The organism is Microbacterium sp. MYb45 (genome assembly GCF_002979655.1).
GTDB lineage: Bacteria > Actinomycetota > Actinomycetes > Actinomycetales > Microbacteriaceae > Microbacterium.
Map to the genome: position 1 here is coordinate 1,305,991 of NZ_PCPG01000001.1, position 21,529 is coordinate 1,327,519.

22 protein-coding genes and 1 tRNA gene are annotated in these 21,529 nt (G+C 69.1%); 5 read left to right on the forward strand and 18 right to left on the reverse strand.

The features are described from left to right. Positions 1 to 255: 255 nt before the first annotated feature. Positions 256 to 329, reverse strand: a tRNA-Pro gene (locus tag CQ034_RS06190). Positions 330 to 437: 108 nt separating this feature from the next. On the opposite strand from CQ034_RS06190, the gene CQ034_RS06195 reads away from it, so the two are divergent. Genes CQ034_RS06195 through CQ034_RS06215 form a run of 5 tightly spaced genes read left to right on the forward strand, consistent with a single transcriptional unit; the run spans position 438 to position 4,158 of the window. Continuing rightward, positions 438 to 1,022: a GNAT family N-acetyltransferase gene (locus tag CQ034_RS06195; protein ID WP_105710285.1), complete on the forward strand. Its 585-nt coding sequence runs from the start codon at positions 438 to 440 to the stop codon at positions 1,020 to 1,022. A 33-nt stretch (positions 1,023 to 1,055) separates the two neighbouring features. Continuing rightward, on the forward strand, positions 1,056 to 1,511 hold the full coding sequence (locus CQ034_RS06200; RefSeq protein WP_105710286.1) for a hypothetical protein: 456 nt from the start codon (positions 1,056 to 1,058) through the stop codon (positions 1,509 to 1,511). A gap of 58 nt (positions 1,512 to 1,569) precedes the next feature. Beyond that, positions 1,570 to 2,238 carry a lysoplasmalogenase family protein gene (locus CQ034_RS06205; RefSeq protein WP_105710287.1) on the forward strand — a complete coding sequence of 223 codons (669 nt, stop codon included), beginning with the start codon at positions 1,570 to 1,572 and terminating at the stop codon, positions 2,236 to 2,238. After that, on the forward strand, positions 2,238 to 2,609 hold the full coding sequence (locus CQ034_RS06210; RefSeq protein WP_181156229.1) for an RNA-binding S4 domain-containing protein: 372 nt from the start codon (positions 2,238 to 2,240) through the stop codon (positions 2,607 to 2,609). The genes CQ034_RS06205 and CQ034_RS06210 overlap by 1 nt, the downstream gene beginning before the upstream one ends. A gap of 52 nt (positions 2,610 to 2,661) precedes the next feature. Continuing rightward, the gene (locus tag CQ034_RS06215; protein ID WP_105710288.1) at positions 2,662 to 4,158 is read left to right on the forward strand and encodes an HNH endonuclease signature motif containing protein; all 1,497 of its coding nucleotides are present in this window, start codon (positions 2,662 to 2,664) and stop codon (positions 4,156 to 4,158) included. A gap of 38 nt (positions 4,159 to 4,196) precedes the next feature. Here CQ034_RS06215 and CQ034_RS06220 read toward each other — a convergent pair whose 3' ends face one another. The 17 genes from CQ034_RS06220 to CQ034_RS19735 all read right to left on the reverse strand — a co-directional run bounded on the left by CQ034_RS06220 (position 4,197) and on the right by CQ034_RS19735 (position 21,425). Next, entirely contained in the window at positions 4,197 to 5,102 is a 906-nt protein-coding gene (locus CQ034_RS06220; protein WP_105710289.1) for an NUDIX domain-containing protein, read from the reverse strand. Positions 5,103 to 5,163: 61 nt separating this feature from the next. Then, positions 5,164 to 6,636: a ribosome biogenesis GTPase Der gene (gene der, locus CQ034_RS06225; protein WP_258134107.1), complete on the reverse strand. Its 1,473-nt coding sequence runs from the start codon at positions 6,634 to 6,636 to the stop codon at positions 5,164 to 5,166. A gap of 40 nt (positions 6,637 to 6,676) precedes the next feature. Next, positions 6,677 to 7,399 (reverse strand): (d)CMP kinase, encoded by a 723-nt coding sequence (cmk, locus tag CQ034_RS06230; protein ID WP_105710291.1) that lies wholly within the window; start codon positions 7,397 to 7,399, stop codon positions 6,677 to 6,679. Next, positions 7,392 to 8,528 carry a prephenate dehydrogenase gene (locus CQ034_RS06235; RefSeq protein WP_105710292.1) on the reverse strand — a complete coding sequence of 379 codons (1,137 nt, stop codon included), beginning with the start codon at positions 8,526 to 8,528 and terminating at the stop codon, positions 7,392 to 7,394. The genes cmk and CQ034_RS06235 overlap by 8 nt, the downstream gene beginning before the upstream one ends. Further along, entirely contained in the window at positions 8,525 to 9,331 is an 807-nt protein-coding gene (locus tag CQ034_RS06240) for a pseudouridine synthase (protein WP_105710293.1), read from the reverse strand. The genes CQ034_RS06235 and CQ034_RS06240 overlap by 4 nt, the downstream gene beginning before the upstream one ends. Next, the gene (gene scpB, locus CQ034_RS06245) at positions 9,328 to 9,942 is read right to left on the reverse strand and encodes an SMC-Scp complex subunit ScpB (protein ID WP_105710294.1); all 615 of its coding nucleotides are present in this window, start codon (positions 9,940 to 9,942) and stop codon (positions 9,328 to 9,330) included. The genes CQ034_RS06240 and scpB overlap by 4 nt, the downstream gene beginning before the upstream one ends. Further along, positions 9,932 to 10,786, reverse strand: coding sequence for a ScpA family protein (locus CQ034_RS06250; RefSeq protein WP_105710295.1), 855 nt, complete (start codon positions 10,784 to 10,786; stop codon positions 9,932 to 9,934). The genes scpB and CQ034_RS06250 overlap by 11 nt, the downstream gene beginning before the upstream one ends. Beyond that, the gene (locus CQ034_RS06255; protein ID WP_167381670.1) at positions 10,770 to 11,603 is read right to left on the reverse strand and encodes a ParA family protein; all 834 of its coding nucleotides are present in this window, start codon (positions 11,601 to 11,603) and stop codon (positions 10,770 to 10,772) included. The genes CQ034_RS06250 and CQ034_RS06255 overlap by 17 nt, the downstream gene beginning before the upstream one ends. Before the next feature lie 156 nt (positions 11,604 to 11,759). Next, a complete protein-coding gene (gene xerD / locus CQ034_RS06260) occupies positions 11,760 to 12,662 on the reverse strand; it encodes a site-specific tyrosine recombinase XerD (protein WP_105710296.1) in 903 nt (300 codons plus the stop codon). A gap of 3 nt (positions 12,663 to 12,665) precedes the next feature. After that, positions 12,666 to 13,247, reverse strand: a complete 582-nt coding sequence (locus CQ034_RS06265) for an NUDIX hydrolase (protein ID WP_105710297.1) — start codon at positions 13,245 to 13,247, stop codon at positions 12,666 to 12,668. Then, entirely contained in the window at positions 13,240 to 14,949 is a 1,710-nt protein-coding gene (locus CQ034_RS06270) for a CTP synthase (RefSeq protein ID WP_105710298.1), read from the reverse strand. The genes CQ034_RS06265 and CQ034_RS06270 overlap by 8 nt, the downstream gene beginning before the upstream one ends. 17 nt (positions 14,950 to 14,966) lie before the next feature. Then, complete coding sequence (recN, locus tag CQ034_RS06275; RefSeq protein WP_105710382.1) at positions 14,967 to 16,658, reverse strand: DNA repair protein RecN; 1,692 nt, start codon at positions 16,656 to 16,658, stop codon at positions 14,967 to 14,969. Further along, positions 16,655 to 17,575: an NAD kinase gene (locus CQ034_RS06280; protein WP_105710299.1), complete on the reverse strand. Its 921-nt coding sequence runs from the start codon at positions 17,573 to 17,575 to the stop codon at positions 16,655 to 16,657. Before CQ034_RS06280 ends, recN begins: the two co-directional genes overlap by 4 nt. Further along, positions 17,572 to 18,369, reverse strand: a complete 798-nt coding sequence (locus CQ034_RS06285) for a TlyA family RNA methyltransferase (RefSeq protein ID WP_029261481.1) — start codon at positions 18,367 to 18,369, stop codon at positions 17,572 to 17,574. The genes CQ034_RS06280 and CQ034_RS06285 overlap by 4 nt, the downstream gene beginning before the upstream one ends. Continuing rightward, a complete protein-coding gene (locus tag CQ034_RS19535; protein ID WP_167381665.1) occupies positions 18,366 to 18,542 on the reverse strand; it encodes a hypothetical protein in 177 nt (58 codons plus the stop codon). The genes CQ034_RS06285 and CQ034_RS19535 overlap by 4 nt, the downstream gene beginning before the upstream one ends. A gap of 52 nt (positions 18,543 to 18,594) precedes the next feature. Beyond that, positions 18,595 to 19,632, reverse strand: coding sequence for an HAD-IIA family hydrolase (locus CQ034_RS06290; RefSeq protein WP_029261480.1), 1,038 nt, complete (start codon positions 19,630 to 19,632; stop codon positions 18,595 to 18,597). Further along, positions 19,632 to 21,425, reverse strand: coding sequence for a primosomal protein (locus CQ034_RS19735; protein ID WP_258134109.1), 1,794 nt, complete (start codon positions 21,423 to 21,425; stop codon positions 19,632 to 19,634). The genes CQ034_RS06290 and CQ034_RS19735 overlap by 1 nt, the downstream gene beginning before the upstream one ends. Between the last annotated feature and the right edge of the window lie 104 nt (positions 21,426 to 21,529).

Genomic DNA, 21,529 nt, shown 5'->3' on the forward strand with positions numbered 1-21,529 from the left:
TTCACTCTCCATTGAGTTACTGGTTCGAATTACTAGTACGAATTAGCAGAGTAGGCCATGCGTGGCACGCGCGCAACGGCCGCGTCGATCGCCGCAGCTGTGCGCACGCCCGACCGACCGCTCCCCCGTCTTCTCCGCTGCAGCCGGCAAACCCGATCCGGTTGCACGATCGGTTGCACCGGCGGGCTCGGCGGGGAGCCCTCCCGGACACTCAGAAGGCCCGGAGACTCTTGCGAGTTTCCGGGCCTTTCTCGGTCGGGCTGACAGGATTTGAACCTGCGACCCCTTGACCCCCAGTCAAGTGCGCTACCAAGCTGCGCCACAGCCCGTTGTTCTGCACTCTCGCGCAGGCAACTCCCCTATCTTAGCCGCATCCCGAGCCGCTCCGCGAACCGAGCCGTTGCGGGTTGTCGGATGCCGCGCGTAGCCTCGCGAGCATGGTGACGATCACGACCGAGGTGGCGACGACCGACCGTTGGGACGACGTGCAGCACGCTCTCACCGGCGGCGGTGACGGTGCCAGCTGCCAGTGCATCTGGCCGGTGCTGAGCAACAAGGGCTGGAACGCGACCACGACTCCGCAGCGCACCGAGATGTTCCGCGCCGAGATCGATGAGGGGCCGCCGCCCGGGATCATCGCCTACGTCGATGGTGAGGCTGCCGGCTGGATCAGGATCGGGCCGCGCACCCGCCAGGCGCGCATCCCGCGGACGCGCATCATCGCGGCGGCGACCACCGAGCCGTTCGACGACGAGTCCGTCTGGGCGGTCACCTGCTTCGTCGTGCGACGCGAGCATCGCGGGGCTGGTCTGAATCGCGCTCTACTCGACGCCGCCGTGGAGTACGCGCGGGAATCCGGCGCACGATTGATCGAGGGGTACCCGGTCGACACCGGCGGCGAGAAGCAACGGGCCAATGATCTGTTCCACGGCACGCTCGGCACGTTCCTCGCGGCCGGTTTCACCGAGAAGTCGTCACTCAAGCCCGGACGCACTCTTGTCGCGCGGGAGTTCTCCTCGTGATCCGACCCTGTCGCGAGCCACTAGCGTGAAGGCATGAGCGACGCGAGCCCGACCATCGACGATCCCGAACTCGGCACCTTCACCCGCGCCACCTCCGAGCTCACCGACGGCTCCGTCATCACGCATGACTGGTTCGTCGGCACGGTCTCCGTCGACGGAACCGAACTCGAACTCATGCTCGAGGGCACGACTCCCGACGAGGTCGCACCCCTGCTCCCCCGCATGCGCGATGTCGTCAAGCGACTCGCCCATCTCCGACGTGTGGCGACGGATGCCGTCGTCGCGAACTTCAGCACCGGCGAGCCCGAGCCGCACGACCTCGATGATGCCGCGTCCGATCTGGCGCTCGAGGCGATCGAGGCCACCCCGGACGGCACGGTCGTCTTCCACCTGATCGACGACTGCGGCGAGCACTTCCCCGAGGGTTATTGGCCCGCCGTGCACTTGGGCATCGACGATGCCGTGCAGCAGGTCACCGTCGAATCCTGAGCCGCCCATGCCCCGCCTCGCAACGCGTCCGAGGATGAGCCGACCCTACGATGGGGAGATGCAGCGCCGCGCCCCGTCCTCGCTACTGACCTGGACGTTCGTCCCCTACGCCGCGGTCTCCGTTCTTCACGTCGTCCTGCTCGCCGCAGGCAGCCCGCTCGCCGGACCGACCAAGCTCCTGCTCATGCCGATGCTGGCCATCCCGGTCCTGGCCTCCGCTGGGTGGCTGAAACCGCCGGCGACCCTGGTCCTTCTCCTCGCAGCGCTCCTCTTCTCCTGGCTCGGCGACGGTGCAGGCGCACTGTTCCCCGCGGCGCCGGAACTCCCCCTGATGCTCCTCTTCTTCGGTATCGCCCATGTGGCATACATCCTGCTCTTCGCCCGCCACCTCCGCGTGCGACGGATGCCGTGGTGGGCGCTCGTCTATGCCGCGTGGTGGGTGGCGATGATCGCGGTTCTCGGCCCGCACACCGGGGGCCTGCTGATCGCCGTCGCCGTGTATGGACTCGTCCTCGGCGGCACGGCCGCGTTCTCAGCGCGGTGTCGTCCGCTGGTCGCGGTCGGTGGAGCGTTCTTCCTCACCAGCGACACACTGCTCGCGTTCCGGCTCTTCCTGCCCGATGGGCTCCCGGCGTGGAGCAGCCCGGCCGTCATGCTCACCTACACACTCGGCCAGGGCCTCATCGTCGCGGGCGCGCTCGTCACGCTGCGAAAGCGGGCTTCCTGATGGATGCGGCACGCGTCGACAGCTGGCTCTGGGCGATCCGCGTCTACAAGACGCGATCGGCGGCGACCACCGCATGCCGCGCGGGGCATGTACGGGTGAACGGCGAGAAGGTCAAGGCAGCTCAGCAGATCCGCGTGGGCGACGAGCTGCGCATCCGCATCGCCGGCTTCGACCGGATCCTCTTCGTACGCCAGCTCCTCGTCAAGCGCGTGGGCGCGCCGGCGGCAGCTCTCGCCTACGAAGACCGGACCCCCGAGCGCGAGCCGCAGGCGGCGCTCGGCCTTCGCGATCGCGGAGCAGGGCGTCCCACGAAGCGGGAGCGCCGCGACATCGACAAACTGCGCGGCCGGAACCACGAGCCAGAGGATTGATATGCCGTCATCTTCAAGTCACTGATTCGAATGTTTGTTCTATCCTGAAGATATGGCAACCCACACCGACTTCGACCTCGAAATCGAGGAGCGACGCCGTGTGCTCGATGCCTGGGTCGAGAAGCGACGGCGGATCGCCGCGCTCGAAGCCGAGGCGGCCGACCTGCTGGTGGAGCAGATCGCCCTCCACGATGCCGAGGTTTCGAAGAGCCCCTTCCACCGCGAAGCGATCCGTCGCTCGATGGTTGCGGAGTTCTCGGCTGCGGGTCGCGTGTCCCGCGGATCGATGGACTTCGCTTTCGCCGACGCACAGGCGCTTCACGACCACCTCCCTGCGGTCCGTGCGGCGTTCGCCGAGGGTTCACTGAGCGCCGGCCACGTCCGCGAGATCGCCCGCGCCAGCGCTCTCATCGCCGAAGCCATCCGCAACAAGAAGGTCGATGCGGGCGTCATGGCCCTGTTCGAGACGGCGGTGCTCGTCGTCGCCGAGCAAGACACGGCTGCCCGCACCGGCGCGCACGCAAGACGGGTGGCCGGCGCGCTCATCGGCGAAAGCATCGTGGAGCGGCATCGACGAGCCGCCGACGAACGCTCTGTGACCGTGAAGTCGCTCGACGACGGCCTCGCCCTGCTCACAGCGGTGCTACCCGAGTGGATCGCGACTGCCATCTCCGACAGGCTGAGCCGGATGACGCGAGAGGTCGTGCGAGCGCGACAGGATCGTGCACCCGAGTTCCTGCCCTGGTGGTCAGACGACGATGTCGACGCCATTCACCCGGAAGACTTCGCACTCGACGACCCGGCCTTCGACGCGTACGCGATCACAGCGGCCGCCGACTCCGACGCCAAGGATGCCTCCGCCACTTCCGCCGACGCCGACGCCGACTCCGACGCCGCCGGGAGGATCTTCGGCATCGACGGAGAGACGTTTGCGATCGATCCCGAGATCGAGCACGTCCCTGACGACACACGCACGTGGGCGCAGATCCAGGCAGATCTCTTCACCGACCTCCTCCTCGCCGGCGAACCGAGCAAGGCACACGTGGGCGCTCTCGGCAACATCCAGGGACGCATCCAGGTCACGGTCGCCGCCACGACACTCGCCGGCAGCGACGACCGACCTGCCGAGCTCGACGGCCACGGGCCGTTGGACCCCGACACGGCACGCGCCCTTGCTGGGCACAACACCGGCTGGACCCGCCTGTTCCTCGATGCCGCCGGCATGCTGGTCGAGACCGACACCTACACTCCGACCGAGGGCATGCGGCGGTTCCTGCGCGCCCGCGACCAGCATTGCCGCTTTCCCGGGTGCCGGATGCCCACGCACCGCTGCGAGATCGATCACCAACACGATCATGCCAAGGGCGGGAAGACGCGTATCGACAACCTCGGGCATCTCTGCCGCGCACACCATGCTCTCAAGCATCCCGACGTCCCCGATCCGCATCGGTGGACAGCGCAGCAGGAACGGGATGGCAGCATCACCTGGCACAGTCCGTTAGGACGCGCTTACGCCGATCCCCCGCCGCGCCGGGTCATGTTCGTCTGACGGAGAGTCAGCGGAGCAGCCCGTGGCCCGCAGACGCCTCAGGAGTTGCGATCGATCAGGTCGCGCAACCAACCCGCGGATCGTACTAGGTGGGCACCGGCGCGATCGACCCGCTCACGCAGGCCTCTGTCGCTGGTCACCCCGACCACGAAACGCCTCTCTGCGATCCGACGCTCGACTTCGGCGACGATCGCGTCGTCGCCCCCGGCCTCAGCCCGGACGACGGCGACCATGCTCGAGTCGGACTCGATGCCGCGAGCCTGCCCCTCGACCACCATCGATACATCTGGGAACCATCGGTCGCCGTCGAGCTCCAGGTCAGCGGCCGGAAGGGTCAAACCCGCGAGCTCGTCACGCAACCGCTCAGCAGCTCCCGCGCGATCCTTCCACCATCCGTCCGGCACCGAACCGACGACATTCGCCGCGTCGACGACCACCACCGGCCGCACCTCGAGAAGTGCGCGCAGAGCAGGCCACGCCGCACCGAACCCCGGATGCAGGGGCAGCGTCTCGACAGCCTCCACGGGAACCCATTCCAACGCCACGCTCTCGGGGTCGCTGATCACCGGCTCGAACGGCACGCGCACATCCGCGACGACCGTCGTGTACGACCAGATACCCAGATCGAGGACACTCGTGAACCGTGGGCGCACGGCGCCGTCCGGCACGCCCGCTTCCTCCTGCGCCTCGCGGATCGCTCCCACGATGGCACTCTCGCCCTCATGCAGTGCTCCGCCGGGCAGACCCCAGGTACCGCCGAAATGACTCCACGCGACGCGGTGCTGCAGCAGGATGCCGCGAGCGGGGTCGTACGCGAGCAGACCGGCAGCGCCGAACCGCCCCCAGTACCGCTCCCCCGACTCGGCGACCACCCAGGCGTCGCCCGGATCGCGCGGCCCTTCGGGGCGACGCGGTTCACCGGCGGCAGGAGGTACGACAGTCACCCCCTCAGCCTTTCACAGCATCGGAGCGTCGGCACCACGGCGAGACATCCGCGGGAACAGATCAGCGCTGGCGCTTCTCGCGCACGCGCATGTTGATGACGATCGGCGTGCCCTCGAACGAGTAGAGCTCGCGCAGACGTCGCTGGATGAATCGGCGGTACCCCGGGTCGAGGAAACCGGTCGTGAACAGCACGAACGTCGGCGGGCGCGTCGACGCCTGCGTGCCGAACAGGATGCGCGGCTGCTTGCCACCACGCAGCGGGTGCGGGTGCTCGGCGACGAGCTCCGCGAGGAACGCGTTGAACTTGCCGGTCGGGATACGGCGATCCCAGTTCTCCAGCGCCGTCTCCAGCGCGGGGACCAGCTTGTCGAGGTGACGACCGGTCTTCGCCGAGATGTTCACGCGCGGAGCCCAGGCGACGTGCGCCAGGTCCTGCTCGATCTCCCGCTCCAGGTAGCGACGGCGGTCGGCGTTCTCGAGGTCGTCGTCGTTCAGACGATCCCACTTGTTGAACGCGAGCACCAGCGCGCGCCCCGACTCCAGCACGAGGTCGATGATGCGCACGTCCTGCTCGCTGATCGTCTCCGACACATCGAGCACGACGACGGCCACCTCGGCCTTCTCCAGCGCCGCCGAAGTACGGAGCGATGCATAGAAGTCGGCACCCTGCGCCATGTGCACGCGACGGCGGATGCCGGCCGTGTCGACAAGGCGCCACATCTTGCCGCCGAGCTCGACGACCTCGTCCACCGGGTCGCGGGTGGTGCCGGCCAGGTCGTTGACGACCACACGCTCCTCGCCGGCCGCCTTGTTCAGCAGCGACGACTTGCCCACGTTCGGGCGACCGAGGATGGCGACACGACGCGGTCCGCCGATCTCCTGCTTCGCGACGGCCGAGACCTCGGGAAGCTTCTTCAGCACGGCGTCCAGCAGGTCGGCGACACCGCGACCGTGGATGGCCGATACCGGGTACGGCTCACCGAGGCCCAGGCTCCACAGGGCCGCCGTCTCGGGCTCCTGGCGGGCGTCGTCGATCTTGTTGGCGACGAGGAACACCGGCTTGCCGCTCTTGCGCAGCAGCTTCACGACATGCTCATCGGTCGACGTCGCACCGACCATCGCGTCGACCACGAACAGCACCATGTCGGCGAGGTCGATCGCGACCTCGGCCTGCATCGCGACCGAACGGTCGATGCCGCGGGCGTCGGGCTCCCATCCGCCGGTGTCGACGAGCGAGAAGCGGCGGTCGGCCCACTCGGCCTTGTACGTCACGCGGTCGCGTGTGACACCCGGAGTGTCCTCCACGACGGCCTCACGGCGCCCGAGGATACGGTTCACGAGCGCGGACTTGCCCACGTTCGGCCGTCCGACGATCGCCACCACCGGGAGAGCAGGGCTGTAGTGGATGCCGTCCTCGCCGAGCGTGATGCCCGCGAGAAGCTCTGCGTCCTCATCGTCCAGCTCGTAGTCGGAGAGGCCTGCGCGCAGGGTCTCCGCGCGCTGCTCGGCGAGGTGCTCGTCGATGTTCTCCATCTTCTCGGCGAGCTGGTCGGGGCCGCCTTCGTATTCGTCGTCAGCCACGGTGTGCTCCTTGGATTCGTTCGATCACCGTGAGGACGGCGTCGATGGTCTGGGGGAAATCGAGTTCCGTCGAATCGACGACCTCGACGCCTTCTGCGGCGTTCAGGAAGTCGACGACGGCGCTGTCTGAGGCATCGCGCTTGTGCAACGCCGCGGCGACAGCATCCGCGTTCTCGCCGGTGAGTTCACCGGCACGTCGAGCGGCCCGTACTTCGGGGGCCGCGGTGAGGAGGATCCGCACGGGGGCGTCCGGTGCGACGACGGTCGTGATGTCGCGGCCTTCGACCACGACGGCCGGGTACGACGACTCGGCGACGAGCGTGCGGAACAGCTCGTTCACCTGGGCGCGCACGGCGGGCACGCGCGCCACGCCGCTCACGGCACCGGAGACCCGCGGGTCCCGGATGGCTTCGGTCACATCGGCATCGCCGACGCGGACGGTGCGGTCGTCGGGGTCGAGCCCCAGTCGCACCGGGAAATCGGATGCGGCGGCGAGGACGGCCTCGGCATCGGAGGTGTCGGCGCCGCGGTCCAGTACATGCCAGGCGAGTGCGCGGTACGCGGAGCCCGTGTCGAGGTAGCCGAAACCGAGCGTGCGGGCGACGGCCTTCGACACGCTGGACTTGCCCGAACCGGCCGGGCCGTCGATGGCGATGAACTTGTGCGCGTCGGTCGCGGAAGCCGGTGCCGCGGACGGGGTGGTGGTGTCAGTCATTGGTGTTCCCCGCAATCCGCCAGCCGCGTTCCTGGAGCCCGGTGATCGCCCCGTGCAGTGCAGCGGGGTCGACGCTGATCTCGGCCAGGCCGAACTGGGCCCCGGGCGAGTGCTCGAGTCGGAGGTCCTCGACGTTCACACCGAGTTCTCCGAGCTCGCCGAACAGGCGACCCAGCTGACCGGCGGTGTCGTCGATCATGACGATGAGCGACTCGAAGCGCTGGTTCTGTCCGTGCTTTCCGGGAAGACGGTCGACGCCGTCGTTCCCCTGACGGATCGTCTCCGCGACGATGCGCCGGGCACCGGGAGCGCCCGGCTCACGCAGCGCGGCGGCGACGTCGGCGAGATCGCCCGCGAGAGCGTCGAGGATCTCGACGACGGGACCGGCGTTGGCGCCGAGGATCTGCACCCAGAGCTCGGGGGCGGAGGCGGCGATGCGTGTGGTGTCGCGCACTCCCTGGCCGGCGAGGCGCAGAGCGCCCTCCTCGGCATCCGCGAGACGGCCGGCGAGCAGGCTCGCCACCACCTGCGGCACGTGGGAGGTGAGCGCGACGGAGCGGTCGTGCTCCTCCGGCGTCATCTCGAGCGGCATGGCCCCCACGTCGAGCGCGAGGGCTTCGACCAGGGCGAGATCGGCGGCCTTCGTGTCTTCGTCACGGCACACGACCCAGGGGCGACCGACGAACAGGTCGGCGCGCGCCGAGATCGCTCCCCCGCGCTCGCGCCCGGCGAGCGGATGCGAGCCGATGTAGCGGGTGAGGTCGACGCCGCGTGCCTGCAGCGTGCGGAACGGCTCGAGCTTCACACTGGCGACGTCGGTGACGACGGCCGCCGGGAAGCGTTCGAGTTCGGCCTGGATCACGTCGGCGGTGACGTCGGGCGGCACGGCCACCACGATCAGGGCGGGCTCGTCATCGTCGGCGGCGAGGCGACCGGCGCCGTAGTCGACCGCGAGGCGGAGCTGCGCGGGCGAGGCATCCGTCAGCACGACGTCGATGCCCTTCGACCGGAGCGCATGTCCGACGCTCGCCCCGAGCAGGCCGGCACCGACGACGCGGACGGTGCCGGAGAGCCGCGGCGCGACGGCGCCTGCCCTCCGCGCCGTGGGCGCACTCGTCGTATCGGTCATTCGTTCTCCTGCTCGCCTGGCGCCTCGGCGACACCGGAATCACGGCGCGACAAGGTCAAAAGCGCGCCGAGTTCGATTTTAGTCAGTTCCCGCGTCTTCCCGGCCGTGAGGGTTCCCAGGTGGAGCGGTCCGAACTGCCGACGCACCAGTTCGGTGACCGGGTGGCCGACCGCGGCGAGCATCCGGCGCACGATGCGGTTGCGTCCGGAGTGCAGCGTCAGCTCGACCAGGCTCGACCCGCGCGAGGTGTCCAGCAGGCGCGCCTTGTCGGCCGCGATCGGACCGTCCTCGAGCTCGATGCCCTTCGTGAGCTGCGAGATCGTCTGGGCCAGCACCGTGCCCTCGACCTTGGCGATGTAGACCTTGGTCACCCCGAAGGACGGGTGGGCGAGCACGTGCGCGAGCGCGCCGTCGTTGGTGAGGATCAGAAGACCGCTGGTCTCCGCGTCGAGGCGGCCCACGTTGTAGAGACGCTCCTCGTAGTCTTCGGTGAAGCGACGGAGGTCGGGACGACCGTTCTCGTCCTTCATGCTGCTGACGACGCCGGTGGGCTTGTTGAGCATGACGTAGCGCTTGGAGACGTCCAGCTGCACGGCGGTGCCGTCGACGTCGACGAGGTCGTGCTCCGGGTCGATGCGCCGGCCGAGCTCCGAGACGACGATGCCGTTGACGCGGATGCGCCCCTCGGTGATGTACTGCTCGACGACGCGGCGCGAAGCCACCCCGGCGCCGGCGAGCACCTTCTGCAGACGGATGCCCTCGGGGGCGCCCTCGGAGTCGGTGGAGGCCTCGAAGCCGCTCATCGGATGGTCCCTTCGTCGAAACCGTCTGCACCGTCGTCGAGCAGAGGGGAGATCGGGGGCAGCTCGTCCAGCGAGTTGATGCCCAGGTGCTGCAGGAGTGCGTCGGTGGTGCCGTAGTTGATCGCGCCGGTCTCGGAGTCGGCGAACAGCTCGGTGATGAGACCACGGGCGAGGAGGGTGCGCACGACGGAGTCCACGTTCACCGCACGGATGGAGGCGACCTGACTGCGCGTCACCGGCTGCTTGTACGCGATGACCGCCAACGTCTCGAGCGCCGCCTGCGAGAGTCGAGCCGGGGCCTGTCCGCCGACGAACTCGGCGACCAGCGAATCGAGGTCCTCGCGCACATAGAGACGCCAGCCGCCGCCGACCTCGCGGAGCTCGAAACCACGGCGCGGGCCCTTGCCCTTCCCGTCGTAGTCGTCGACCAGCGTCTCGAGCGTCTGCCGCACGGCGGGCACCGGGGATCCGACCGCGGCGGCCAGCGCCACCAGCCCGAGCGGCTCGTCGACGATGAGGAGGATGGCCTCGATGCGCTCGGACAGCGGGATCTCGGTCGCCTCGGTCGCCTCGGTCACCTCGTCCACGGTCTCGGTCATGTCATCGGTCATAGTCGGCCCCCAGGGTCGCAAGAGTCTCGTCCGACCAGGAGTCGGCTGCCCAGCGCAGCGTGAGCTCACCGAGCGGTTCCAATTGTTCGAAGGACAGGGCCGCGTGGCGGTACAGCTCCAGCACCGAGATGAAGCGCGCGACGACGATGCCGGGCTCGCTCACCCCCGAGACGAGCTCGCGGAAGCTCAGCGACTCCGTGCCGCGCAGCAACGTGACGACGATCGCCGCCTGCTCGCGGATGCTGACCAGCGGCGCGTGCAGATGATCGAGGCCGACGTGCGGGATCTCCTTGGGCGCGAAGGCCAAGAGCGCGAGTGCCGCGAAGTCGTCGACGGTCAAGGACCACACGAGCTCGGGCGTCTGCTTGCGGTGCTTCTCGTCGAGGCGTGCCGCGCGCACGTGCCGACGGTCCTCACGCTGCAGACAGCGGGAGAACCACGCCGAGACCTCCTTGAAGGCCCGGTACTGCAGCAGCCGCGCGAACAGCAGGTCGCGCGCCTCCAGCAGCGCGACGGCCTCGGCATCCACCAATTCGCCCTGCGGGAGAAGCCCGGCCACCTTCATGTCGAGGAGCGTCGCCGCGACCACGAGGAACTCGGACGCCTGGTCCAGCTCCTCCTCGTTCTCGAGCTGACCGAGGTAGGCGATGAACTCGTTCGTGACCGCGCTCAGCGAGACCTCGGTGATGTCCATCTCGTGCTTCGAGATGAGGTTCAGGAGCAGATCGAACGGGCCGTCGAAGTTGGACAGCGAGACCCGGAAGCCCGGCTCGGACACGACCGTATCTTCCGCGCTCTCCTCGAGCGTCGCGTCGACGGACTCCTCGCTAGGCGACAGCGCCACGGGCGACCAGCTCCCGCGCCAGCCGCAGGTATGCCTGAGCGGCCGCGTGCTCGGGGGCGAACTCGGTGATGGGCACACCCGACACCGAGGCGTCGGGGAACTTCACGGTACGGCCGATCACGGTCTCCAGCACATCGTCTCCGAAGGCCTCGACCACGCGCTCGAGGACCTCGCGGGAGTGCAGCGTGCGCGGGTCGTACATCGTCGCCAGCAGACCGTCCATCGTGATGGAGGGGTTCAGCCGGTCGCGCACCTTGTCGATCGTCTCGATGAGCAGGGCCACACCGCGCAGAGCGAAGAACTCGCACTCGAGCGGGATGATCACGCCGTGTGCGGCGGTGAGGGCGTTGACCGTGAGGATGCCGAGCGAGGGCTGGCAGTCGATGAGGATGACGTCGTACTCCCCCGCGACCTGGCGCAGGACCCGGGCGAGGATCGTCTCGCGGGCGACCTCGTTGACGAGGTGCACCTCGGCGGCCGACAGGTCGATGTTCGCGGGCATCACGTCGAGGCCCTCGACGCTGGAGTGCACGATCGCGTCATGCGCGTCGCGCTTCGTGTCGAGCAGGAGGTCGTAGATCGTCGGCACGTCGTGCGTCGGGATGCCGAGACCGGCGGACAGTGCGCCCTGCGGGTCGAAGTCGACGGCGAGCACCTTCCGGCCGTACTCCGCGAGAGCCGCGGCCAGGTTGATGGAGGTCGTCGTCTTGCCGACGCCGCCCTTCTGATTGCACAGCGCGATGATGCGTGCAGGGCCGTGGGACTTCAGCGGTTCCGGGATCGCGAACCCGTGATACGGACGGCCGGTGGGTCCCATGGGGGTCTCGTCGGCCTTCTGCGCCTTCGCCCTGGACTTCGCCACTTTCTCAGCCACCGATTCTCCTGCTCCTTCGTGCTTGGTCGATTGTACCGGTCGGCCCGTTCCTCAGCCGCCTCGGCACGCGGCATGGCGCCCGTCCCGCATCGGCGGAGGTCACCGCGCGCGCGGGTGCGAGGTGGCGTAGACGTCTCGCAGGGTGTCCACCGAGACGTGCGTGTAGATCTGCGTCGTCGCGACCGACGAGTGCCCGAGCAGCTCCTGCACCACGCGCACGTCGGCGCCGCCCTGCAGCAGATGCGTCGCGAAGGAGTGCCGCAGCGTGTGCGGCGATACCTCGGAGGTGATCTGCGCCTTCTCGGCGGCCGCCCGGATCACGAGCCAGGCGCTCTGCCGCGACAACGGTGATCCGCGTGCACCGAGGAAGAGCCGGGCCGAGGCGTGCCCCTTCGCCGCGAGCGCCGGACGCACGCGCGTGAGATACGCATCGACGGCTGCGCGCGCGAACGATCCGATCGGCACGATGCGCTCCTTCGACCCCTTGCCCCGCAGCCGCAGCACATCGCCGTGTGCCAGGTCGTCGACGTCGAGCCCGATCGCCTCGGACACGCGGGCACCCGTGGCATAGAGAAGCTCCAGGAGCGCGCGGTCGCGCACGCCGATCGGATCCTCCGGTGACGGAGCGCCGAGCAGCCGCTCGACCTGATCGATCGTCAGCGCCTTCGGGAGTCGACGCGGGGCCTTGGGGGGACGCAGCCGTCCGCTCGGGTCATCGATCTCGATTCCTTCCCGAGCGAGGAATCGATGCCAGCCCCGCACCGACGATTGCAGCCGCGCGAGACTCGACGACGCCGGGGCCGGCTCGGCCGAGGCGCGTTCCGCGATGAAGCGGTCGATCACCGCCGCCGTGACCGCCGACGTGTCGGTGATGCCTTCGGCCGCCAGCCACTCCGTGTAGACCCCGAGGTCGCGCCGATACGCGGCGATCGTGTGCTCGCTCAGACCGCGCTCGATCGTGACATGACGCAGGTACGCGTCGCAGGCGCGCTCGAGCAGCATCCCTCAGCCCCGATCGCGGAGCCTCTGTGCCGCGGCCAGCACGCCGATCGTGAGGATGCCGTTGTGCATGCGGCCGCCGAGAACGGCCTCCACCGCATCGTCCAGCGGCACCCACTCGACGCGGATGTCGGCTTCCTCGTCCTCACGGTCGTGCGGGCGCTCGGCCGAGGCGATGCCCGTCGCGAGGAAGATGTGGATCATCTCGTCGTTGCCGCCGGGGGTGGTCCACGAGGAGACCAGCGGCTCCCAGTGGGTGGCCACCAGATCCGCCTCCTCCGCGAGCTCGCGCTGGGCGGCCGCGAGCGGCTCCTCCCCTTCGACGTCGAGCAGACCCGCGGGCAGCTCCCAATCCCGATGACGGATCGGATGCCGGTACTGCTGGATCAGCAGGACACGCCCGTCGTCGTCGAGCGCGAGGATAGCCACGGCGCCCGTGTGGTCGACGTACTGCCGCACGATCTCGCCGTCGCCGTAGCGCACGCGGTCGGAGCGCACGTCCCAGACCCTGCCTTCGTAGACGAGGTCGCTCTGGAGCACCTCCGGCTCGAACGGCTCGTCCCGGAGGGGCTCGATCGACTCAGGCATCGGCCGTGACGTCATCGCTCACGTCGAACAGTTCGCTCGCACGGTGACGCTCGATCGCGGCGCCGACGAGCCCGCGGAACAGCGGGTGCGGCGCGGTCGGGCGCGAGCGCAGTTCCGGGTGCGCCTGCGTGGCGATGTAGTACGGGTGCACGTCGCGCGGCAGCTCGACGTACTCGACCAGGTCGAGCTCGGGGTTGAGGCCCGAGAAGACCAGCCCGGCGTCCGTCAGACGGTCGCGGTAGGCGTTGTTGACCTCGTAACGGTGACGGTGCCGCTCGGAGGCCTCCGGCGCGCCGTACAGCTCACGAGCGAGCGATCCTTCGGCGAGGGTCGCCTGGTACAGACCGAGGCGCATCGTGCCGCCGAGGTCGCCGCCGTCGAGGATGTCGATCTGCTCGGCCATCGTGGCGATGACGGGCTCGGCGGTCTCCGGGTCGAACTCGCTCGACGAGGCGCCGACGATGCCGGCCACATCGCGTGCGTACTCGATGACCATGCACTGCAGGCCGAGGCACAGGCCCAGCGTCGGGATGCCCTGCTCGCGTGCGAACTTGAGGGCGCCGAGCTTGCCTTCGATGCCGCGGATGCCGAAGCCGCCGGGCACGCAGATGCCGTCGAGCTCGGCCAGCTGCTCCTGGGCGCCTTCCGGCGTCTCGCAGAGGTCCGAGGGGATCCAGCGGATGTTGACCTTGGTCTCCTGCGCGAAACCGCCGGCCTTGAGAGCCTCGGTCACGGAGAGGTAGGCGTCGGGCAGGTCGATGTACTTGCCGACCAGGCCGATCGTGACCTCGTGCTTGGGGTTGTGCACGGCATGCAGCACCTTGCTCCAGCGCGTCCAATCGACCTCTTCCGCGGCCTTCTGATCGAGGCCGAGGCGACGCACGATGTACGAGTCGAGCCCCTGGTCGTTGAGCGTCGACGGGATGTCGTAGATGCTCGGCAGGTCGACCGTGTTGATGACGCCTTCGACGTCGACGTCGCACATGAGGGCGATCTTGTTGCGGTTGCTCGCGCTCACGGGGCGGTCGCTGCGGAGCACGAGCGCGTCGGGCTGGATACCCACCTGACGGAGCGCCGCGACGGAGTGCTGCGTGGGCTTGGTCTTCTGCTCCCCCGACGCCCCCATGAACGGGACGAGCGAGACGTGCACGAAGAACACGCTGTCGCGACCGAGCTCGTGGCGCAGCTGGCGGGCGGATTCGAGGAAGGGCTGCGACTCGATGTCGCCGACCGTGCCGCCGACCTCGGTGATGATCACGTCGGGGCGCGGGTCTTCCGAAGCCTGCAGGCGCATGCGGCGCTTGATCTCGTCGGTGATGTGCGGGATGACCTGCACCGTGTCGCCCAGGTACTCGCCGCGGCGCTCGCGCGCGATCACCTGCGAGTAGATCTGGCCGGTGGTGACGTTCGCGGCCTCGGACAGGTTGATGTCGAGGAACCGCTCGTAGTGGCCGATGTCGAGGTCGGTCTCGGCGCCGTCGTCCGTGACGAAGACCTCACCGTGCTGGAACGGGTTCATCGTGCCGGGATCGACGTTCAGATAAGGGTCGAGCTTCTGCATCACGACGCGCAGACCGCGGGCCGTGAGGAGGTTGCCGAGGCTGGCCGCCGTCAGTCCCTTACCCAAAGACGAAACGACACCACCAGTCACGAAGATGTGCTTGGTCGTGTCGTTCTTGGGTGCCGCGGAAGAAGAGTTCATCACGGGCTTCGATCCTATCAGGCGGTGGGGACGCGGAGGCTGAGAAGTTCACGCGCATGGGTCAGCGCGGCGTCGGAATCGGTGAGTCCGGACAGCAGACGGGCCATCTCGGCCTCTCGGTCTTCGCCCTCGAGACGCCGCACGCTCGAGGCCGTGACCGCGCCATCATTGGCCTTCACGACCGACAAGTGATTGTTCGCGAACGCCGCCACCTGCGCGAGGTGCGTCACCGCGATGACTTGCGATTTCTCTGCGAGCCGGGCGAGTCGCCGCCCCACTTCGATGGCGGCCGCACCTCCGATACCGGAGTCGACCTCGTCGAAGACGAACGTCGGGACCGGGTCGGTCGCCGCGATGACGACCTCGATCGCGAGCATCACGCGAGACAACTCGCCGCCCGAGGCCCCCTTGGAGACGGAGCGCGGCTCGGCACCCGGATGCGGGGCGAGGAGGATGGCGACGTCGTCCCGACCGTGGGTGCTCTCGGCCCCCTCCGAGACGGCGACCTCGAGGCGCGCATCCGGCATCGCGAGGGCGTGTAGCTCGTCGGTCACGGCGTCGCCGAGGCGGACGGCGGCGTCCGTGCGCACAGCGGTCAGCGCGGCGGCGTGCGCATCGAGTTCGGCGCGCGCCGCGTCACGCTCGGCGATGAGACGTTCGATGCGATCACCGTCGTCGTCGAGCTCGGCCAGGCGGGCGGACCCCGTCTGCCACAGCGCGAGAGCTTCGTCGAGGGAACCGTGTGCACGGATCAAGGTCCCGAGCGCCGCGCGGCGCTCTTCGACGGCGGCGAGCTCGTGGGGGCCCGTCTCGTCGAGGTCGGCCAGATAGGCGGAGAGCAGACCGGCGGTGTCGGCGATCCGGTATCCGATGTCGGCGATGCTTTCGCCGATCTCGGTGAGTTTCGCATCGGCGGTGCGCTCGAGCAGGCGACGCGCCTCGGCGACGAGGGCCGATGCGTCGAGTTCGCCGTCTTCGCTCGAGAGCGCGCCATGCGCGAGAGAGGCCGCGAGGCGCAGCTCTTCGGCGTTCGCGAGTCGCTCCGCGCGTTCGGCGAGCTCCTGATCCTCCCCCGGCTCCGGCGCGGTCGCCTCGATCAGGGCGAGGGCTTCGCGCAGCCGAGCTGCTTCCTCCGCACGACGGTCGCGGTTCTCGGTGATCTCGGAGATTTCGGCATCGAGTGTTCGCCAGCGGGCGAAGGAGCCGGCGTACGTCTCGAGCGCCTTCGCGATCGGCGCGCCGCCGAAGCGGTCGAGCGCGTCGCGCTGCGCAGCCGCGGAGCGCAGACGCAGCTGCTCGGACTGTCCGTGGACCACGACGAGTTCTTCGGCCAGAGCCGAGAGCACGCCTGCCGGTGCTGCGCGGCCACCGACGCTCGCGCGGCTGCGGCCCTCGGCGCTCAGCGTGCGCGAGACGTACAGCTCGGCCTTGCCGGCCCCTGCCGGCTCCAACTCTCCCCCGGCGTCCGCCACGATCTCGGCGACATCGCCCTTCTCGGGGACGATCCACACCCCGGCGACCGAGGCCTGCGCAGCGCCGGCGCGCACCGCGCCGGAATCGGCGCGCTGGCCCAGCAGCAGGCCGAGTCCCGTGACCACCATCGTCTTGCCGGCACCGGTCTCGCCGGTGATCGCCGTGAATCCCGGACCGAGGGGCAGCACGGCGTCGGCGATCACGCCGAGGCCCTGCATCCGCATCTCCTCGATCATGACGGCGCCCCCGGCGTCTGACCGCGCCATCCTTCGACGGGCAGCTGGAACTTGCGCACGAGCCGGTCGGTGAACGCCGTGGGGTGCAGCCGTGCGAGGCGCACCGGACGTGAGGACCGCCGGACGACGACGCGTGCGCCGGGAGGCAGGTCGTGCGAGCGTCGCCCGTCGCACCACAGGATGCCGGAGCCGTCGGTGCGCTCGAGCATCTCGATGGCGACTGCGGCATCAGGGCTCACGACCAGGGGTTTGGCGAAGAGCGCGTGCGCCGACAGCGGCACCACGGCGATCGCCTCGACGCTGGGCCAGATGACCGGTCCCCCGGCGGAGAAGTTGTAGGCGGTCGAGCCGGTGGGAGTGGAGATGACCATGCCGTCGCAGCCGAAGCTCGACAGCGGGCGACCGTCGATCTCGAGGACGACTTCGATCATCCGCTCCCGGCTCGCCTTCTCGACCGTGGCCTCGTTGAGGGCCCAGGTCTCGTACACGACCGCCCCTGCGGCATCCTTCACCCGCACGGAAAGCGCGAGCCGTTCCTCGACCTCGTAGTCACGATCGATCACGCGGCGGACGGCCTTGTCCATGTCGTCGCGGTCGATCTCGGCGAGGAAGCCGACGTGGCCCATGTTGATGCCCAGCACAGGTGCGCCGCTGTCACGGACGAGCTCGGCCGCACGAAGGATGGTCCCGTCCCCACCCAGCACGATCGCCAGTTCGAGGTCAGCCGGATCGACGGATGCGCCGAGCACCTCGGTGTCGGCGAAGAACTCGTCCACGGCCACGAGGGCCTCATGGTCGTCGGCGGCCAGCACCGGCCGGGCTCCGGCCTCACGAAGCGCCCCGATCACCCGACGGGCCGCGTCGACCGTGTCCACTCGGCCGGCGTGGGCGACGACCAGGATGCTGCGCTCGTTCATCGTCCTCCTGCCAGTCGGTTGATGGTGTCCAACCATTCTGTCGGATTGCTGCCCCGACCCGGCGCGAGGTGCACCAGATACTCGGCATTCCCGTGCGTTCCGAGGATCGGGGACGGCAGGATGCCGAGCATCCCGAACCCGAGGTCCCAGGCGGTCCACACCGTGCGGGCGACGGCGTCCGCGCGCGTGGCGGGATCGGTGACCAGACCTCCGCGCACCGCGGTTCGCCCGACCTCGAACTGCGGCTTCACGAGCAGCAGGACGTCGGATCCCGGCTCGGCGATGACCGCCACTGCGGGCAGAACGAGCTCTAGCGAGATGAACGACAGGTCCCCGACGATGAGGTCGGGCACGCCACTCTCGCCGGTCGCCTCCGCGAGGTTCTCACGCGTCATGTGCCGCACGTTGTAGCCCTCGACGGCGACGACGCCGGGGTCGGCCGCGATCGACGCTGCGAGCTGTCCGTGCCCGACGTCGACCGCCAGGACCCTTCTTGCGCCGCGCTCGCGGAGCACCTGCGTGAAGCCTCCCGTGGAGGCCCCCATGTCCAGTGCGAGCCGCCCCTCGACGGGGATCGCGAATCCGTCGAGCCCGGCGATGAGCTTGTGGGCCGCGCGGCCGACATAGTGGTCGGCACCCGCGATCGTGATCTGCGCCTCATCGTCGACGGCGGTCGAAGCCTTCACCGCCTGGCGGCCATCGATGCTCACGAGCCCCTCGGCGATGAGCGTGGCGGCGTGGCTGCGCGAACGGGCGAGTCCTCGGGCGGCGAGGGCAGCATCGAGTCGCGTCATCGGGATCCCGGAGTCTCCCGTTGGTCGAGCTTCGCGCCGCTCTCGAGGCGTCGGGAGAGCTCGTCGTGCAGGCTCGCGTACGCATCCGCTCGCGCCGGAAGGGGCTGCCCCTCGATCAGACGCAGACGGCTCCACAGGCCGTCGGTCGGCGCACTCGTCGTCTCTTCGCTCACGGTTCCACTGTACGCGGCGCCTCCGACGGCGGCCGGAGCGACGCGAGCTGCCTCAGGGACGATGGAAGGGGTCGTCGTAGAGACGCTCGGGAACGCGCAGCACGAACACGGGTGTCCCCGATGCCCAGATCGCGGCCGCGCCGGCGCGCAGCAGGTCGATCTGAGATCCGGACTCCGTCACGATCTCGACGTCCGCCCCCACGACCCGCACGGCTGCGCCGTTCACGTCGAACACGCCATCGCGTTCCGTGACCTCCGGGTACGGCACATGCAGCTCGCGCAGGTCGCCGAGGATGTACGTCGGGCGCGATCCCTCGGGCGCCGCCAGCACATGCTTGGGTCGGTCGATTCCGGTGAGGACGAGCACTGAGTCGATCCCGACCCGGCTCGCACCCATGATGTCCGTGTCGAGCCGGTCGCCGATGAACAGCGCCTTCTGTGCGCCGAACCGGGCGAGCGCCTCTTCGAAGATGGGGGCCTCCGGCTTGCCGGCGACGGTAGCCAGCCGACCGATGGCCGTGTGCACCGCGGATACGAGAGTGCCGTTACCCGGTGCGACACCGCGCTCACGCGGGATCGTCCAATCCGTGTTCGTGGCGATCCATGGGATCCCACCCTCGTCTTCGGGAAGTTTGAGGGCGAATGCGGCTTCGGCGAGATCGGTCCACGCCACCTCCGGGGCGAACCCCTGGACGACGGCGCTCGGCGAATCCTCGGCGCTGCGCGTGACCGTGTAGCCGGCCTTCTGCACCTCGTCGACGAGGCCGTCGCCGCCGACGACGAGGATCGTCGCCGGCGCGGGCACCATCTTCGCCATCAGCCGCATCGCCGCCTGCGGGCTCGTGACCACATCGGCCGCATCGACGCGGAGCCCCAGGCTGCTGAGGTGCTCCGCGACGGATGCGTCAGTGCGGGCCGCGTTGTTGGTGATGTAACCGAGTCGCGCCGACTTCGCGGCCTCATTGAGACTGTCGACCGCATGCGGCAATGCGCCGGGGCCTGCGTACACCACGCCGTCGAGATCAGCGAGGATCGTGTCGACCCCGTCGACGGGGGTGCGCAGAGCGCGCTTGCGTGAGAACAGCGCCACTACGCCTCCGGGTCCGCGTCGTCGGTCTCGTCCTCACCCAGGAGCTCGCGGACCTCGTCCTCGACCGTGGGCTCTTCGGCGTCGGTCTCGTCAGCCATGGCGTCGGAGTCCGCAGCGGGCTCTTCAGACACTTTCTCGTCCGCTTCGTCATCCGTCTCGTCGGAATCCGCAGTGGCCTCGACGACGTCAGCCTCGTCTGCTTCATCGGCCGGTTCGGCGACCTCGTCGTCGAGGAACTCGCCCTCGATCATGCTGTCCTCGATGAAGATCTCCTCGTCACCGGCCTCGTCGATCCCGAGTGCCTCGGCAGCGACCTCGGCACGGTGTGCCCAGAAAGCGGCCTCATCGGTGCGTCCGAGGTCTTCGAGAACAGCGGCACGAGCGGCGAACAGAGCAGGGCTCCATTCGAAAGCCCGATCCGGGTCGAGCTCGGGGATCTCGAGCTCGCCGAGCGCAAGCTCCAGATCGCCCTGATCCAGACGAGCACCCGACATCGCGATCGCCAGTGCGACACGCACGGGAGTCTCGAGGGCAGACCGGTCGACAGCGCGGCCGGTCTCGAGCGCGCGATCGGAACGTCCGATGCCACGCTCGCTGTCGACCATCAGCGCGATCTGATCGTCCTTGCCCGAGATGCGTCGGTAGGTGCGGAGTTCGCGGAGAGCAAGGGCGAAGTCACCCGTCGCGTAAGCGGTGATGCCGAGAGTCTCGCGGACGATCGCGATACGGCCGGCGCGTCGAGACGCCGCCAGCGCGTGCTCGTGCGCAAGCGCGGGGTCCTCGTCGATGAGCTTCGAAGCCATCGCCAGGTGACGCGCGACGTGCTCGGCGTTCTCCTTGCTCAGGGTCTTGAGCTCGTTGCGAGCGCCCCCGTTGAGGTCGCGCGCAGTGATCTCGTCGGGAATCTGCGGCTCATCGAACCGCGGACGCTCATTCGCCGCCTGAGACGGACGCTCCCGACCGGCGCCTCCGCGCTGCGGGAACGAGCGGGACTTGTCGCGATCACCACCGTCACGGCGCGGCGCCGAATCACGACGCGGGGCACCACCGTCACGGTTGTAGCCACCACCTTCGCGGCGCGGGGCACCACCGTCACGGTTGTAGCCACCGCCCTCACGGCGGGGAGCTGCACCATCACGGTTGTACCCGCCACCCTCACGACGGGGGGCACCATCCCGGTTGTAGCCACCGCCTTCACGGCGCGGGGCACCACCATCACGGTTGTAGCCACCTTCGCGACGCGGAGCTGCACCATCACGGTTGTACCCACCGCCCTCACGACGCGGAGCTGCACCATCACGGTTGTACCCACCGCCCTCACGACGCGGGGCTCCACCTTCACGGTTGTAGCCACCGCCCTCACGACGCGGGGCACCACCATCACGGTTGTACCCGCCCTCGCGACGCGGGGCACCACCATCACGGTTGTAGCCACCCTCGCGACGCGGGGCACCACCATCACGGTTGTAGCCACCCTCGCGACGCGGGGCACCACCATCACGGTTGTACCCGCCCTCACGACGCGGGGCACCACCATCACGGTTGTAGCCACCGCCCTCACGACGCGGAGCTGCGCCATCACGGTTGTCGCCACCCTCGCGACGCGGGGCACCACCATCACGGTTGTACCCACCGCCCTCGCGACGCGGGGCACCACCATCACGGTTGTAGCCACCCTCGCGACGCGGGGCGCCACCATCACGGCTGTTTCCGGGGCGTCCGCCAGAAGCGCGATTACCGCGCGATCCGCTGTCGTCATTGCGACGCGGACGGCGCTCTTCCTCTTCTGGCATGATGCTCCCTGTTCTATTCGTGTAAACGCAAAATGGCCACCCATCGATGGGTGGCCATTTTGTCTAAAAGGAGTCCGGCGGTGTCCTACTCTCCCACAGGGTCC